Raw genomic sequence first — 15,585 nt, 5'->3', positions numbered from 1 at the left:
AATATATGAGTAAGCCAAGGTAGTTCCCAAACTAGCAAGCCCCAACAAAACTCGAGTAAAGAAATGAATAGTATTGTTTTATCTCTTTTTCCCTTAGTTGCATTAATTGCATCGGGATACTTATTTAAAAAATATCGTTTTTTTAGCGATGAGTTTTGGGCTGGGGCAGAGAAGCTGAATTACTATATTTTATTTCCCGCTTTGCTTTTTGGTACGCTCTCGACTGCAAAAATTGACTTAAAAAGCTTGAGTACAGCCATCATTGCGATGTTGATTGTAGTTTTGGCAGTCACCGCCTTTTTATACATACTTCGAATGTTTTGGCACATACCGCCTGCACGTTTTGGTGTGCACGTACAAGGCATGGTTCGCTTTAATACCTATATCGGTTTGGCTTTAGTCACTTCGCTTTTTAAAAGTGAAGGAATGGCAATTCTGGCAATTTTATTGGCACTTTGCATTCCGCTTGTGAATGTTATTTCGGTGCTTGCTTTAACTTCTAAAGAACACATGGCAATTAAACCTGTTTTGATTGCTCTTCTTAAAAATCCATTAATTGCATCGTGTGTGGTTGGGGCAGCAGTTAATGCGCTTCATGTCCCGATTTGGGAAGGCTTTACTCAGTTTATTAAGCTTTTTTCAGTGTCGAGTTTGCCGTTAGGTTTGTTATGTGTTGGCGCAGCTTTACAGTTTATGCAAATTAAAAAAGACATTGTGGTATTGGCGGCAGACACGTTTGCACGACTTTTAGCAGTACCTGCTTTGGCTTATATGGTCTGCATGTGGTTTGATTTACCAAGTTTGCAAACGCAAATTTTAGTTATTTTCTTTGCGCTACCGACTGCTTCTGCTTCATACATTTTAACCAAAGTTTTGGGGGGTGATAGTCAGCTTATGGCAGCCGTGATTAGCTTTCAAACTCTATGTGCCGCTGTAACCTTGCCATTAGTGATTTGGTGGATTTCTTAAGATATAAATCTTTAGTCTGACTCATATTTAAAGAATGCTTTGCTACCTTCCTCATCTGATTATTGCTACACTTTTTTCTTTTTCAGGTGAATGAAGTATGTCCTTTGATCTCAAAGTGAGCTTGCAGCAAAGGTCTGAACCGTCTGCACAGCAGAAAAAACTGAATCGCCTGATTGATAAAATAGAACAGCAAAAAGTTAGTCTGAGCACATGGCAAAATGCACAAGCTGAGATTCAACAGTACATTCGGCAAAAACTGATGCCTGTATATAGCGATTTGCATGCAGTGCTATTTCAGCAGTTAGAGCAACTCTGGAATATGTTACATAGCCATGAGTTTTCCAAAGCGGATATACTACAACTCGATGAAAAAATTGCCCAGCTTGCACACATGTTGAAGCGCTCAAAAATGTTATCTGCTGAACAGGTGGAGTTAGTAAAACAGATCGATAACTTTTATCAGCAACATGCAGCGGAATCGGCAAAAAAGAATAGAAAAGCTCAGTCAATAAAATCTGAATATGAAGAAAGCATTGATCAAGGTTTAGAGTTAGAAGAAGACTTTGAACGGTATGCGGCTGAGCAACAACAAGCGCGGGAACAAGCTAAACAGCAAAGACAGCAACAAAAACGTGAACAAGCTGAGCAAATGGCAGCCCAGTCACTCAAAACAGTTTATTTAAAAATTGCCGCGATGATTCACCCAGACCGTGAGCAGGATGAAACCAAAAAAGAAGAAAAAACTGAGCTGTTCCAACAAGCAAGTCAGGCCTACGAAAAGCAGGATTTGTTTTATTTACTCAAACTCCAGTTACAGCTTGAACAGAATAAAGGGCTAGGCACTAAAGAATTATCTGCGGAGCAGTTGAGGTTTTATAAACTGGCTTTGGATGCACAAAGTCAGCAGCTTGAAAGTCAAATTGCCGAGATTTTAGATTCGTTTCAGTTAGCCAAGAATGTAAAAGCAGAGCATGTGCATATCAGTGATGTGTATAAAGCTGTAGATACTGACTGTGCTGAGTTAAAGCAGCAGGTGAAGTGGGAAAAGGAACGTTTAAAGCATATGAAAAAGGTGAGTGGGTTAGAGACGTTGTTGGGGCATGGGGCGCTTTAGTTTCTTTGGCAAACTCTCTAAAATTATTAATTAATAACACCAATAATTAACTTTCAGAATTTATATGGTGCTGTGATATTAGTAGTGATGATTTGGGGAATTTTAAAAAATTGGGGGCTATTTAATATAGCTCTAAGAAATTAGGCCTATGGGGGCCTTTTCTAGTTTTGAAGTTGAGTTTTTATGCTAAAAAAATTTTTAAGTATAATTTTAATGTTAGTAATTTATGTCTTTATTTCAATTGTAAGTTTTTTAATTGTAATAATTTTTTTAGTATGTATGGCGGATAATTTTTTTGAAGAGAGTTTAAATAAGAAAAGATTGAAAAATAGTATTTTATATGATCATAAAATCTTTCCTAATCTGACAAAATCAATATTTTTTTATCAAAGGCTAGATTCATCTGACGAAGGTTATTGGATTGTAGTCTATCCCTTAGATAATAAAACTAAAGTAAATTTTTTATCTAAAAAGCAGTTGCAAGGCCAGAAGAAAATTACCTATTCAACAGTTGAATGTATTAAGCCAACTATAAAAAAACGTTGGAAAACATTTAACTCCAACATTCATTATGTTCAACCACCTGAATTGCTAAGGGATCATGATGATTTTGAAAGACATGATTCTTTTAATGTGTATGGTTCAGAAAAAAATATTGGTTTAGTTGAACAAGTTTGCCAGCAAAATAAATTCATTATTTTAGAAGAAAGTCAGAAAAATGATCACTTATATTGGGCAATCTCTGCAAATGGAAAACTATTATTTAGTGTGTATAAAATTGATTGATATTTTTAAGACATTAAATTAATAGGTTAAGATTTTATTGAACTTATATTTTTGATCAATATTTGACTTGGTTATCTAATAGGTTTATATCAAAGCTTGAAAATATATGTCTTTCTGAACTGAGTTGTAATTATTTCCAACAAAAATCCCCTCACTAAGAGGGGATTTTTTTGAATCAAACTACTGTATTAAAGCGCAGCAATTTGCTCCATATTCGCTTTAACTTTATCTAACTGAGCAGCAAACTCAGCAAGCTTCGCTTTTTCACCTTCAACAACCGCTGCTGGTGCTTTAGATACAAAGCCTTCATTTGCAAGTTTGCCCGCAATTTGGTCGTGTTGCTTTTGGATTTTATCCAAGTCTTTCTGCAAACGAGCAAGCTCAGCTTTAGGGTCGATTAAGCCTTTCATTGGTACAAATACCGATGCATGGCTAACAACGCTAGAGCAAGATAAAGGTGGTTCTTGGTCTTGATTCAAGAACTCAATGCTTTCAACTTTAGCCAATGCTTTGAACAATGCTTCAATACGAATGATTTGTTCACGTTCAGCGGCAGATGTGTTTTGAAGTAATACTGGCAACAAGCGCGCATTACCTAAGCCTAACTCACCGCGAATGTTACGTACTGCACCAATCAAACCTTGAAGCCATTGCATATCTGCTTCAGCTTGTTCATTGATTTTTGCTTGCTCAGGAATAGGATATTGAGCAGTCATAATGGTTGGGCCGCCTTGACCAAGCATTGGTGCAAGTGTTTGCCAGATTTCTTCTGTCAAATACGGCATTAATGGATGAGCCAAACGTAATGAAGCTTCCATCACAGCAAGCAACACGCGACGTACTTCTGCTTTACGTTCTTCTGAAACTTCTGCATCGTTTAAAACTGGTTTAGTTAACTCAACGTACCAGTCGCAGTATTCATTCCAGATAAAGTCGTAAATCGCTTGAGCAGCAAGGTCTAAACGATACGTTGCAAACGCTTGGTGTACAGCAGCTTCAGCTTTTTGCAGACGGCTGATAATCCATTGTTCTGGAAGTTCCCAAAGATCAGGACGAGCGTCGGTACCAACAGTTTGGCCTTCAACATTCATCAGAACGAAACGCGTTGCGTTCCAGATTTTGTTACAGAAGTTACGGTAGCCTTCAACACGTTTTAAGTCGAACTTAATGTCACGACCCGTGTTTGCAAGGGCACAGAACGTGAAACGAACTGCGTCAGTACCATAAGCATTAATGCCTTCTGGGAATTCTTTACGCGTTGATTTTTCAATCTTCGCAGCATCTTTCGGGTTCATTAGGCCAGTCGTACGTTTTGCGACTAAGCTTTCTAAATCGATACCGTCAATCAAGTCTAATGGGTCAAGAACGTTACCTTTAGACTTCGACATTTTTTGACCTTCACCATCACGTACCAAGCCGTGAACGTAAACCGTCTTAAATGGAATTTGAGATGAACCATCTTCATTTTTCATGAAGTGCATGGTCATCATGATCATGCGGGCAACCCAGAAGAAGATAATGTCAAAACCAGTCACCAACACGTCAGTCGGGTGGAAAGTTTTGAGTTCAGGCGTTTGTTCTGGCCAGCCTAAAGTTGAGAATGTCCAAAGTGCAGATGAGAACCATGTATCAAGTACGTCTTCGTCTTGTTTAAGCTCAACATCAGCCGCGATGTTATTTTTCGCGCGAACTTCTTCTTCGCTACGGCCAACATAGATGTTGCCATCAGCATCGTACCAAGCTGGAATACGGTGACCCCACCAAAGCTGACGTGAAATACACCAGTCTTGAATGTCACGCATCCATGCCATGTACATGTTGCTGTACTGCTCTGGAACAAACTTAATACGGCCATCTTGAACTGCTTCAATTGCAGGCTCAGCAAGCGGAGCAATTTTTACGTACCATTGGTCAGTAAGTAATGGCTCAATGATCACGCCTGAACGGTCGCCACGTGGCGCTTTTAAGTCATACGGTTGGATTTGGTCTAACCAGCCTTCAGCTTCCGCTTGAGCAACTAATTTTTTACGTGCTTCGAAGCGCTCTAAACCAGCGTAGTCTGCAGGTGCAGTAATGGTTTTAGAAATTTGTTCACCAGCTTTGGCAATATATTCAAACTCACCTAAAACTTCGGCGTTTTTGTTGAAGATATTAATGATTGGCAAGCTATTGCGTTTACCTAACTCATAGTCGTTAAAGTCGTGAGCAGGGGTGATTTTTACACAGCCCGTACCAAAGTCTTTTTCAACGTAGTCGTCAGCAACGATTGGAATTAAACGACCAGTGATTGGCAATACAATATTTTTACCAACAAGGTGCGCATAACGCTCATCTTCAGGGTGAACAGCAACAGCAGTATCACCAAGTAAAGTTTCAGGACGAGTCGTTGCAACTACGAGATAGTCTTTGCCATCTTGAGTTTTAACTGATTTATCTTCAAAGAAATATTTAAAGTGCCAAAGTGAACCTTTTTCTTCTTTGCTTTCTACTTCAAGGTCAGAAAGCGCAGTTTGAAGTTTAGGGTCCCAGTTTACTAGGCGCTTACCGCGGTAAATTAAACCGTCTTCGTGTAATCGAACGAATACTTCTTTAACGGCGTTTGATAAACCTTCATCCATCGTGAAGCGTTCACGTGACCAGTCTACAGACGAACCTAAACGACGAATTTGTTTGGTAATTGTGCCGCCAGATTGTTCTTTCCATTCCCAAACTTTTTCGATGAACTTTTCACGGCCTAAGTCGTGACGAGTGATACCTTGTAAGCCAAGTTGACGCTCAACAACCATTTGAGTTGCAATACCAGCATGGTCAGTACCCGGTTGCCACAAAGTGTTTTTACCCATCATACGGTTATAACGGGTGAGGGCATCCATAATGGCATTGTTAAAGCCATGGCCCATGTGCAAACTACCAGTGACGTTTGGTGGTGGAATCATGATACAGAATGATTCACCGTGACCAGAAGGTTTGAAGTAACCTTGTTCTTCCCACGTTTTGTACCACTTCTTTTCGATCTCGGTTGGATCGTAGGTGGTGGCAATATTTTGAGCGGTTTGAGCGTCAGTCATAGTAGCTTAGATCGAATATGCATAAAAAATTGCATCTATTGTAGCAAAAAATTGCCTCGAAATTAATGTGCTGAAAACAGATAAACGGTTTTGTATTTTTTTCAAAAAACGGTAGATTTATGAAGCATGGATCACAATTTAATCGTGTAGCGGCACGGCAGAAAAATTACAAAAGAATTGAAAAGGGATGCGACACATGAGCTACAAAGTTTTTTTAAAGATTTCCGATTCAACCTATACCCAATTTGCTTCAATTCGAGAGAAATTACATGCTGGGGTAAGAGAAAGCCAGTCGAAAGTATTGGGGGATGTTCTTTCCGATTTGTCGTGTGAAATTATTGAGCAAGTTTTCTCTGTATTGTTAAAGGATGAGCAAGATAACTCGACTATGACTGAAAAGCAGCGGTATGAGTCCGAGAAAGTTCTTCAGCAAATTTTAGATACTTTCCGAAAATATATGCCTTGGTCAGTCTCTTTTTTCGGTAATGAAAGACTTTTACCTCTAGTTGATTATATGACCTCACTCATGAAAGAACGTGAGCAAGAGGTTTATATTACATACCCGATCACACCTCAACTTGTACAACAGGCCCAAACGCTGACGGAACAAATACGTGAGGGCAATATGCAAAGCGTAGAAAAAGCTTTTCAGACCTTAATTCAAATTGTGGATTTAGGTGTAACAAGCCTAGTACGTGAACCTAAAAAACGTTTAAAATTTAATTTGGTTGTCGATAAAACCCTAAATGGGGTCATTAATATGACAACGCATTTGGGCTATAAACGTTTGGAAAAATTGGGGACGCAGGTTGATCAAACGACCGCAACTCACTATATCAACCACTTTTTGGCCTTCATGCATCAAGCAGCATAATTTAAAAAGATAATAGGAAGTTAAAATGGCCAAACTTGATACTTTGCAAAATAAAGTGGTGTGGATTACGGGAGCATCTTCCGGTTTAGGTAAAGCTTTAGCTGGTGAGTTTGCTTTGCAAGGTGCTCAAGTGATTTTAACTTCGCGTCGCTTTGAAGAGTTAGAAGAAGTTCGCGTTGGTTTACTCCATCCGGATCAGCACTTGTCGGTAGTTGCAGACATTACCAATCAAGAGCAAGTTCAAGAGGCTTATGAGCAGATTTTAAAAGCAAAAGGACGAATTGACTGGCTTATTAATAATGCGGGTTTAAGTCAACGTGCTCTTATTCAAGACACCACAATGGCAACAGAACGGGCCATTATGGAAGTCGATTATTTTTCACAAGTCGCATTAACCAAAACTGTGTTACCGACCATGCTTAAACAAAAGTCTGGCCGAGTCGTATTTGTGTCGAGTGTAGCAGGGCTTTTAGGTACGCAGTACCGTGCCAGTTATTCGGCTGCTAAAGCTGCTATTCACATGTGGGCTAACAGTTTACGTGCTGAGGTTGCCGATCAGGGTGTTGAAGTTTCGGTTATTTTCCCGGGCTTTGTAAAAACTAATGTTTCGTTTAATGCACTAAATGGTGCAGGGCAACCTCAAGGCCATCAAGACGAAGCAATCGAAAATGGACTAGAAGCCGATGTTTTTGCAGAACAGTCAGTTAAGGCATTAATGCAAGGACAGGAATATATTGTAGTGGGCGGTACTAAAGAAAAATTAGGCGTGATGGTTTCCCGTATGTCACCGAAACTACTCTATAAAATGATCCGGAAAACAAAAGTGAAATAAAAAAAAGATTTCGCCGTGCTAAATTGATGGAAAAACCCGCATAGAAGGTTCACCATGGATCAAGACTACCATCGTATTTTAGAGGTCATTACGCGTTTTCAATTGGTCTTTGACCAGAAAAATTGGGATGCGTTTGATGAGTTGTTAGCCGATCAACTTGAGGTGGACTATTTGCAGTTTAGAGGGGAGCCTTTATGTGTGGTGTCTTGTCATGAATATAAAGGTTCACGGCAACAAGCTTTGTCACATTTGCGGCTACAGCACAATTTAAGCAATCCTCTTATTCGGATTGAACAAGATCAAGCATGGTTAGAATGTAATTATCAAATTTATCGTTTTTCGGAAAATGATTATTTTCATTCTTTTGGTCGCTATTATTTTACTTTGGCAAAACAACAGGGCATATGGAAAATTACCGGAATTTGCCAACACTTAACTAAAAATATTGGCAATTCGCGTATACATTTTTCTGCTATGGGGCAGTGTTAATCTTTGACTGCTGTTCCGTAGGCAAATACCTCTACCATTCCACCTTGCATACCCAGTTCGGTTGTACTCAGCCGAACTCCCATAATGTGATTGGCACCGACACTTTGAGCTTGTTGTTTTAGTCGTACAATCGCCTCGCGGCGAGCACGTTCAACAATACTTTCATAACTGGTCAGCCGACCGCCTAAAATATTTTTTATAGAGGCCAGTACATATTTAAAGTAGTCATGCGAAATAACCACATTACTGCTAATAAAATGTCCCAACTGGTCGCTTGTGGCAAAACGATTGGTATCAATTCTGATATGGGCAAATTGTTGCTCTTTTTCTAGAAGCTCATTTAAATGTTTTCGTTCAATATGGCGACCAAAAGCCCAACCAATACTGAAAAGAATGAGAAAAATAACAAGCTGAAAAATAAGATTTTCCATTTTCTACCTATGCACTAAATGGATCGGGTAGATGAGGTGCTGGCTGCACAACTACTGCTGTGCCATATACAAATAATTCAGAAGCACCTTGGGCAATATTTGAGGTAGAAAAACGAATACCAACAATTGCATTGGCACCAAGTTGCTGGGCTTTTACAATCATACGTTGCATAGCCTCTTGGCGAGATTCTTCTAATAATTCGGTATAACCCGTAAGTTCACCACCTACAATATTCTTTAAACTTGCCATCAAGTCGCGACCCACATGCTTACTACGGACGGTACTCCCGTAAACAACATCAAGTTGCTTTAAAATTTGATGGCCTGGAACACTTTCTAAATTACTTAATAACATTGTTTTTTATCAAACTAAATTTCTTAAGCTTTCAAGATAAAAAATATTCAGATGAGTTGCAATAAAAAAGCCCACCGAAGTGAGCTTTTATAAGAAAGTGATTTAAAACTTATTGCTTTTTAAGTTCAGCACTAGATGGTTGGTGTACCACTGTATCTGAAGTATTTGCTTTTAAACCACCACCTAGAGTTTTGTATAACTCGATTTGGTTGTTTAAGTTTGCTTGTTGAAGCAATAACAAACCTTGTTCAGCTGCATATGAAGAACGCTGCGCATCAAGAACAGTCAAGTAACTATCAATACCAGCACGGAAGCGGGCATTTGAAAGTGTGTAGTTGCGGTTAGTCGCTTCTACTAGACGTTGTTGTGCTGTTAAACGCTCACCAATGTTGGCACGAGTTGCAAGCGCGTCATTAACTTCACGGAACGCAGATTGAACTGATTTTTCATAATCAGACAATGCAATTTTCTGATCGGTTTCAGAAATTTTTACATTGGCACGGCGTGTACCCCAGTCAAAGATTGGTAAATCTAAGCTTGGACCAACTGACCATACAAAACCACCAGACTTAAATAGATCACTTAAGTCAGTTGATGCATAACCAGCCGAACCCGTTAAGCTAATGGTTGGGAATAAACGTGCTTTTGCAGCACCGATATTCGCACCCGCAGCGCTTAAGTTGTATTCAGCAGCTTTTACATCTGGACGGTTATTTAACAAGTCACTTGGTAAACCGGCAGTAAACACATTTTGTTGAGCAATGCGTTTTACAGGTTGTGTAGGTAACAAGTTTTGTGGAACAGGTTGGCCTACAAGCAAGTTCAACAAGTTTTGTGCTTGAGCAATTTGAGTTTTGTAGTTTGCTACATCATTACGCGCAGTTTCTACAGAAATCTGTGCTTGACGTAATGGAACTTCACTGTCGATACCTACATCAAAACGTTTTTTGTTGAGATTGTAAGAATCTAACTGGGCTTTAAGCGTTTGCTCTGCCAGTCTTAAGTTTGCTGTTGCAAACGAATAATTTAACCATGCTTGAGCAACTTGGCTAATCAGACTGATTTGAGTCGAATCACGAGCACTTTGTGTTGCAAGATAACTATCTAAAGCAGCATCTTTAAGGCTACGAACACGACCCCAGAAATCTAGCTCATAAGCAGTTACACCCAAACCTACTTGATAAGTAGAGTAGGGATTATTCGGATCACGGCTTTGAGAAACCTGACGAATTGCACTACCACTTGCTCCGATTGTTGGAAGCTGGTTGTTCTGTGTAATCTGATATTGCTGTTGAGCACGTTCAATATTGAGCGTTGCTGTACGTAAGTCACGGTTATTGGCAAGAGCCAAATCAATCACTTCAAGCAAACGCGGGTCAGCAAAGAACTGTTTATAACCCTGTTCAGCAATAGACGTACCAGAAGCGCTGTTATATGCATAGCTTTGTGGTATATCGGTTTTCACGACTGGTTCTGGGCCGCGCATGCTTTGACAAGCTGCCAAAGCAAGCGCAAGTGCAGATACCGCAATGCTACGACCTGAAATAGACCATACTTTTTGCATCACGATTTATGCTCCTGAGTGTTTATGGTTTTTGGTTTGTACTTAAAGATACTACGAATCCACACATAGAATACAGGGATAAAGAAGATACCTAAGAACGTCGCGCTGAGTACGCCACCAAGTACACCAAAGCCTACAGAGTGCTGACTTCCTGCACCGGCACCTGTTGAAAGTGCAAGTGGAAGTACACCGAAACCGAAGGCAAGGGTGGTCATGATAATTGGACGTAAACGCATTTTTGCAGCATGTAAGGTTGCATCAAGTAGATCTTCACCTTTTTCCTGCAATTCTTTTGCGAATTCAACAATCAAGATCGCATTTTTTGCAGAAAGACCGATAACCGCAATAATCGCTACCTGGAAGTAAATGTTATTTGAGAGATTTGGATCTCCTTTAATAATCATGCCCAAGTAGGTCAATACGATTGCACCAATGACACCAAGTGGTACCACAAGTAAAACCGAGAACGGAATTGACCAGCTTTCATATAGTGCAGCCAAGCAAAGGAATACGATTAACAATGAAAGTGCGTATAAGAACGGCGCTTGAGCACCAGACTCACGTTCTTCAAGTGATAAGCCTGTCCATTCATAGTCGAAACCTTGTAAGCCCATAGATGGTAACTTACCAATAATTTCTTCCATTGCTTTCATGGCATCACCAGAGCTCACGCCAGGTGCAGGTGTACCTTGAATGTTAACCGATGACACGCCGTTATAACGTTCGAGACGTGGAGAACCATACGTCCATTCGCCTGTAGCAAATGCCGAGAATGGAACCATCTCACCTTTGTTATTACGTACATACCATTTGTTTAAGTCTTCAGGCATCATACGGCTGCCCGCATCACCTTGAACATAAACTTTTTTCACACGACCACGGTCAACGAAATCGTTAATGTATGAGCCACCCCATGCAATACGCATTGTATTGTTGATTTCGGCAATACTAACGCCCATAGCACCAGCTTGAGCCTGATCTACATTAATTTGATACTGAGGAGTATCTTCCTGACCATTTGGACGCACACCTACAAGACGTTTATCTTGTGATGCCAAACCTAAAATCGTGTTACGAGCTGCAATCAGTTTCTCATGGCCTTGACCACTTGAATCTTTAAGCTGCAAGTTAAATCCGGCAGTTACACCAAGTTCAGGCATTGCTGGAAGCTGTAACGGCATAACGTATGATGCATCTTTAATGATCATATTTAATGCCATACCACGCTGAATCAATGAACCAATTTGAGTTTCTGGTGTCGTACGTTTGCTCCAGTCTTTCAACTTAACGAAGCCAATACCCGCGTTTTGACCAACACCTGTGAATGAGAAACCAGAAACAGTGAAAATAGATTCCACGGTATCTTTTTCATTCATAAAGAAGTTAGTCATGGTGTCAATCACTTTACCGGTACGGTCAAGCGTTGCATTTGGTGGTAATTGTACAAGTGTCATGACCACACCCTGATCTTCTTCTGGTAAGAATGAAGACGGGAGTTTTTGGAACAAGAAGACTAAAAGGGCAACTACAACAGCATAGAGCACGCCAGAGAAGATTTTGCCTTTAAGCATGCGGCTAACACCATTTTGGTAGCTATGCGACATGCGGTCAAAACCATTGTTAAAGCTTCTAAAGAAACGCGCAAAGATATTATTGCTTGGTTCTTTATTAGGATCATGCTGTTTCAAGATAGTTGCACAAAGTGCCGGTGTGAACGTCAACGCTACAATTAACGACAGAACCATTGCAGTTACAAGAGTAATCGAGAACTGGCGGTAAATTACACCTGTTGTACCACCAAAGAAAGCCATTGGTACGAATACCGCTGTCAATACGCTGGTAATACCTACTAACGCACCAGAAATCTGCTGCATTGAGCGAGAAGTGGCCGTAACCGGATCGGTATGGTCTTCACTCATCACACGTTCAACGTTTTCGACTACAACAATGGCGTCATCGACCAGAAGACCGATTGCCAATACCATAGCGAACATGGTTAAGGTGTTAATTGAGAAGCCAAAGATATTAATGACCGCAAATGTACCTAATACAACTACTGGAACTGCAAGCGTTGGAATAATCGTTGCACGCCAGTTTTGTAAGAATAGGAACATGACAATGAATACCAAAATCACGGCTTCAATTAATGTGTGTACTACACTTTCAATTGAAAGACGGATAAATGGAGTCGTGTCATAAGCCAGTTTATCTGCAAGACCTGTTGGATAGTTCTTACGTAGTTCAGATAAACGTTGTTCAACTGCTTCGGCTGTGTCGAGTGCGTTAGCACCTGTGGCAATTTTAATTGCAAGACCAGCTGCCGGTTTACCGTTAAACTTCGAGTCAAATTGATAGTTATCCGAACCTAATTCTACGCGAGCAACATCTTTTAATCGAACCTCAGCACCTGATGCTGTGTTCTTTAAGAAGATATTTTTAAACTGCTCAGGAGTCTGCAATAAGCTTTGTGCATTTACTGTTGCGTTAAGAACTTGACCTTGTACAGCCGGAGCACCACCTAACTGACCTACAGCAACTTGCGAGTTCTGCGCTTGTAAGGCAGTTGCAATATCACTAGGAGTAAGTTGATAGCTTGTTAATTTAGCTGGATCAAGCCAGATACGCATTGCGTATGAGCCACCAAAGACCTGTACCTCACCAACACCGGCAACACGGCTAAGCGGTTCTTTAATTGACGAGTTTACATAGTCTTTAATGTCAGAGTCTGACAGGTTGTTATCTGGTGAATAGAATGCAATAACTTGCAAGAAGCTCGCACCAGATTTAGTAACTGTTACACCTTGACGTTGTACATCTTCAGGTAAAAGCGCAGTTGCAGATTGCAATTTGTTTTGAACTTGAACCTGTGCAATATCAGGGTCAACACCTTGTTCAAAGTTTAATTGAATAGATGCCTGACCATTACCAGCACTGTTAGATGAAATATAACGTAAGCCATCAAGACCATTCATTTGTTGTTCAATGATCTGGGTTACAGTATTTTCAACTGTTTCAGCCGATGCACCAGGATAAGTCGCAGCAATCGTTACGGTTGGTGGTGCAATCGTTGGATATTGTGCAATAGGCATTTTTGTTAGCGTAAGAATACCCGCCAACATAATGACTAATGCAATCACCCACGCAAATATGGGGCGATGAATAAAAAATTGTGCCATTCAATCTACCCCTTATGCATTTGAAGCTGCTTTCTGTTCTGCTTGAGGTTTACCTGATTGAGCCGGTTTCGCAGCATTTGGTGCTGCACCTTGAGAGTTTGCTGGTTGAGCTTGATAAGGTTTTGCTGATACTTCTTGCCCTTCTTTAACTTTGGCAACACCATCAACAATGACTTTATCGCCGGCTTTTAAGCCGTTAGTCACAATCCAGTTTTGTCCTTGAACACCAGAGGTTTCAACAGGACGGCTCTCAACAACCCCTTTAGCATTAACAAGCATCGCTACAGCTTGTCCTGTAGGTAAACGAGTAATGGCAGCTTGAGGAATCAGGTAAGCATTTGGAACAACGCCCTGAACAATTTGCGCAGTGGTATACATACCCGGAAGCAATAAATGATTCGGGTTAGAGAATACGGCACGTAATGTAATTGTTCCTGTATCTTGGTTTACAGAAGCGTCAGAAAAAGCAAGTTGCCCTTCGATTGGATAGGTAGAACCATCTTCAAGCTTTAATTTTACTTTCGTGTTGTTACTGTTATTTAAACTACCTTTGCTTAGTTGTTGACGTAAACGCAATAACTCAGCACTAGACTGATTAATATCAACATAGATAGGATCTAACTGTTGAATCGTTACCAACGGGTCAGTCTGGTTTGCAGTAACCAAAGCACCAGCCGTTACTGAAGAACGACCAGATTGGCCAGAAATAGGAGAGCGAATTGTAGAATAACCAAGATCTACATTTGCATTTGTTACTTGAGCCTTAGCTGCTGCAACTTGTGCTTCTGCAACATTAACTTGACCAAGTAAGTCATCATATTCCTGTTTAGACACAGCATTACTAGAAACAAGTTGTTTATAACGATTTAACTTGGTACGTAGTGAAGCTAGATTTGCCTGTTGTTGTAGGAGTGATGCTTTTGCATTTTCTAACGTTGCACGGTTCGTTCTAGAGTCGAGCTCATAAAGCGCCTGACCTTCACGAACATAGCTTCCTTCAGCAAATAAGCGTTTTAAAATCACGCCACTTGTCTGAGGACGAACTTCAGAAATTTGATATGCTGAAGTACGGCCTGAAAGCTCAACGCTTTGTTCAACACTTTGTGGTTGAGCAACAATAACACCTACTTCTGCAGGCGGCATTTTCTGAGCAGCAGCAGCTTGCTGTTTCTCATCGGAGCCTTTGCTACAACCAACAAGCGCGATACTTGTTGCTAATGCGCAAGCAGTAAGGGCTGGTGCCCAAAGCTTAGCCGACATCATTGTTCCACCTCGTTTAGATAAAATCTAAAAATATATTTGTTTTTTACTTAACCTACTTTGTGTTTGTAATAACCAGAGCCAAAGCAGTGCAATCCAAATAAAACCAATGCCCCAACCAGCGAGTACGTCTGTTGGGAAATGAACTCCTGCATATATTCTTGAAAGCCCCATACACACAAACCAAAGACAGGAGATCAAAACAATATAAGGAGAGTTAATGTTGTGCTTATGGCATAACATAATCATTGCCAGACAAGCCAGTGTTGATGCATAAACACTATGTGCACTTGGGAACGATGCACCGTAACTTTCAACAATATGATATGCCTCAGGAGGTCTAGGCCGGTTAACACACCACTTGAGCAGCCAACCCATGGTGATACTGCCAATAACTCCCAAGCTAATGAAAATAACAGTAATATATTTTTTATACCATGCTAAATATATACATACTAGAAAGGATAAAAAACATACAAAAGGCATGCCGCCTACGCGTGCAAGAAAGGTGGTTATACTATTAAGATAATCTAAACGATGGTGACTCAATGTTTGAACGGTGAGCAAGTCCAAAGATTGAAGACTTGGTACAAAAAGACCAAGAACACCTAATCCTAAAAAAACGCAACCAATACAAAGCAATAGATAGGGCATAAACACACCTTTG

Annotated in this window: 13 protein-coding genes; 6 read left to right on the top strand and 7 right to left on the bottom strand. The window is 40.3% G+C overall.

What is annotated here, in order from left to right:
- The first annotated feature begins 63 nt into the window (after positions 1 to 63).
- From KNQ97_RS07065 to KNQ97_RS07055, 3 genes are all read left to right on the top strand, one after another.
- On the top strand, positions 64 to 969 hold the full coding sequence (locus tag KNQ97_RS07065; RefSeq protein ID WP_140982692.1) for an AEC family transporter: 906 nt from the start codon (positions 64 to 66) through the stop codon (positions 967 to 969).
- Between the two features lie 97 nt (positions 970 to 1,066).
- The gene (locus KNQ97_RS07060) at positions 1,067 to 2,083 is read left to right on the top strand and encodes a molecular chaperone DnaJ (protein WP_253612009.1); all 1,017 of its coding nucleotides are present in this window, start codon (positions 1,067 to 1,069) and stop codon (positions 2,081 to 2,083) included.
- A gap of 183 nt (positions 2,084 to 2,266) precedes the next feature.
- Entirely contained in the window at positions 2,267 to 2,869 is a 603-nt protein-coding gene (locus KNQ97_RS07055; protein ID WP_000913392.1) for a hypothetical protein, read from the top strand.
- Between the two features lie 188 nt (positions 2,870 to 3,057).
- On the opposite strand, the gene KNQ97_RS07050 is transcribed toward KNQ97_RS07055, so the two are convergent.
- On the bottom strand, positions 3,058 to 5,937 hold the full coding sequence (locus KNQ97_RS07050) for a valine--tRNA ligase (protein ID WP_253612008.1): 2,880 nt from the start codon (positions 5,935 to 5,937) through the stop codon (positions 3,058 to 3,060).
- 196 nt (positions 5,938 to 6,133) lie between these two features.
- Between KNQ97_RS07050 and KNQ97_RS07045 the strand changes: the two genes are divergently transcribed.
- The 3 genes from KNQ97_RS07045 to KNQ97_RS07035 are packed head-to-tail and all read left to right on the top strand — an operon-like array spanning position 6,134 to position 8,132.
- Positions 6,134 to 6,811 carry a hypothetical protein gene (locus tag KNQ97_RS07045; RefSeq protein ID WP_000120756.1) on the top strand — a complete coding sequence of 226 codons (678 nt, stop codon included), beginning with the start codon at positions 6,134 to 6,136 and terminating at the stop codon, positions 6,809 to 6,811.
- A 25-nt stretch (positions 6,812 to 6,836) separates the two neighbouring features.
- On the top strand, positions 6,837 to 7,643 hold the full coding sequence (locus tag KNQ97_RS07040; RefSeq protein WP_001086059.1) for an SDR family NAD(P)-dependent oxidoreductase: 807 nt from the start codon (positions 6,837 to 6,839) through the stop codon (positions 7,641 to 7,643).
- Between the two features lie 54 nt (positions 7,644 to 7,697).
- Positions 7,698 to 8,132 (top strand): nuclear transport factor 2 family protein, encoded by a 435-nt coding sequence (locus KNQ97_RS07035; protein ID WP_253612007.1) that lies wholly within the window; start codon positions 7,698 to 7,700, stop codon positions 8,130 to 8,132.
- On the opposite strand, the gene KNQ97_RS07030 is transcribed toward KNQ97_RS07035, so the two are convergent.
- The 6 genes from KNQ97_RS07030 to KNQ97_RS07005 all read right to left on the bottom strand — a co-directional run bounded on the left by KNQ97_RS07030 (position 8,129) and on the right by KNQ97_RS07005 (position 15,572).
- Positions 8,129 to 8,563, bottom strand: a complete 435-nt coding sequence (locus KNQ97_RS07030; RefSeq protein WP_000429224.1) for a YbjQ family protein — start codon at positions 8,561 to 8,563, stop codon at positions 8,129 to 8,131. The genes KNQ97_RS07035 and KNQ97_RS07030 overlap by 4 nt on opposite strands.
- 7 nt (positions 8,564 to 8,570) lie before the next feature.
- Positions 8,571 to 8,918 (bottom strand): YbjQ family protein, encoded by a 348-nt coding sequence (locus tag KNQ97_RS07025; RefSeq protein ID WP_000927244.1) that lies wholly within the window; start codon positions 8,916 to 8,918, stop codon positions 8,571 to 8,573.
- Positions 8,919 to 9,027: 109 nt separating this feature from the next.
- On the bottom strand, positions 9,028 to 10,482 hold the full coding sequence (gene adeK, locus KNQ97_RS07020; protein ID WP_001174793.1) for a multidrug efflux RND transporter outer membrane channel subunit AdeK: 1,455 nt from the start codon (positions 10,480 to 10,482) through the stop codon (positions 9,028 to 9,030).
- Positions 10,482 to 13,658 (bottom strand): multidrug efflux RND transporter permease subunit AdeJ, encoded by a 3,177-nt coding sequence (gene adeJ, locus KNQ97_RS07015; RefSeq protein WP_000046678.1) that lies wholly within the window; start codon positions 13,656 to 13,658, stop codon positions 10,482 to 10,484. Before adeJ ends, adeK begins: the two co-directional genes overlap by 1 nt.
- Positions 13,659 to 13,670: 12 nt before the next feature.
- Positions 13,671 to 14,921 carry a multidrug efflux RND transporter periplasmic adaptor subunit AdeI gene (gene adeI, locus KNQ97_RS07010; RefSeq protein WP_000986589.1) on the bottom strand — a complete coding sequence of 417 codons (1,251 nt, stop codon included), beginning with the start codon at positions 14,919 to 14,921 and terminating at the stop codon, positions 13,671 to 13,673.
- A 24-nt stretch (positions 14,922 to 14,945) separates the two neighbouring features.
- A complete protein-coding gene (locus KNQ97_RS07005; RefSeq protein WP_017816375.1) occupies positions 14,946 to 15,572 on the bottom strand; it encodes a phosphatase PAP2 family protein in 627 nt (208 codons plus the stop codon).
- Positions 15,573 to 15,585: the final 13 nt, after the last annotated feature.

Origin of the sequence: Acinetobacter sp. UC24323 (assembly GCF_024151445.1) — a bacterium.
Classification (GTDB): Bacteria; Pseudomonadota; Gammaproteobacteria; order Pseudomonadales; family Moraxellaceae; genus Acinetobacter; species Acinetobacter baumannii.
Note: the sequence above shows the minus strand (reverse complement) of the source record. Positions and strands in the feature narration are given on the sequence as shown.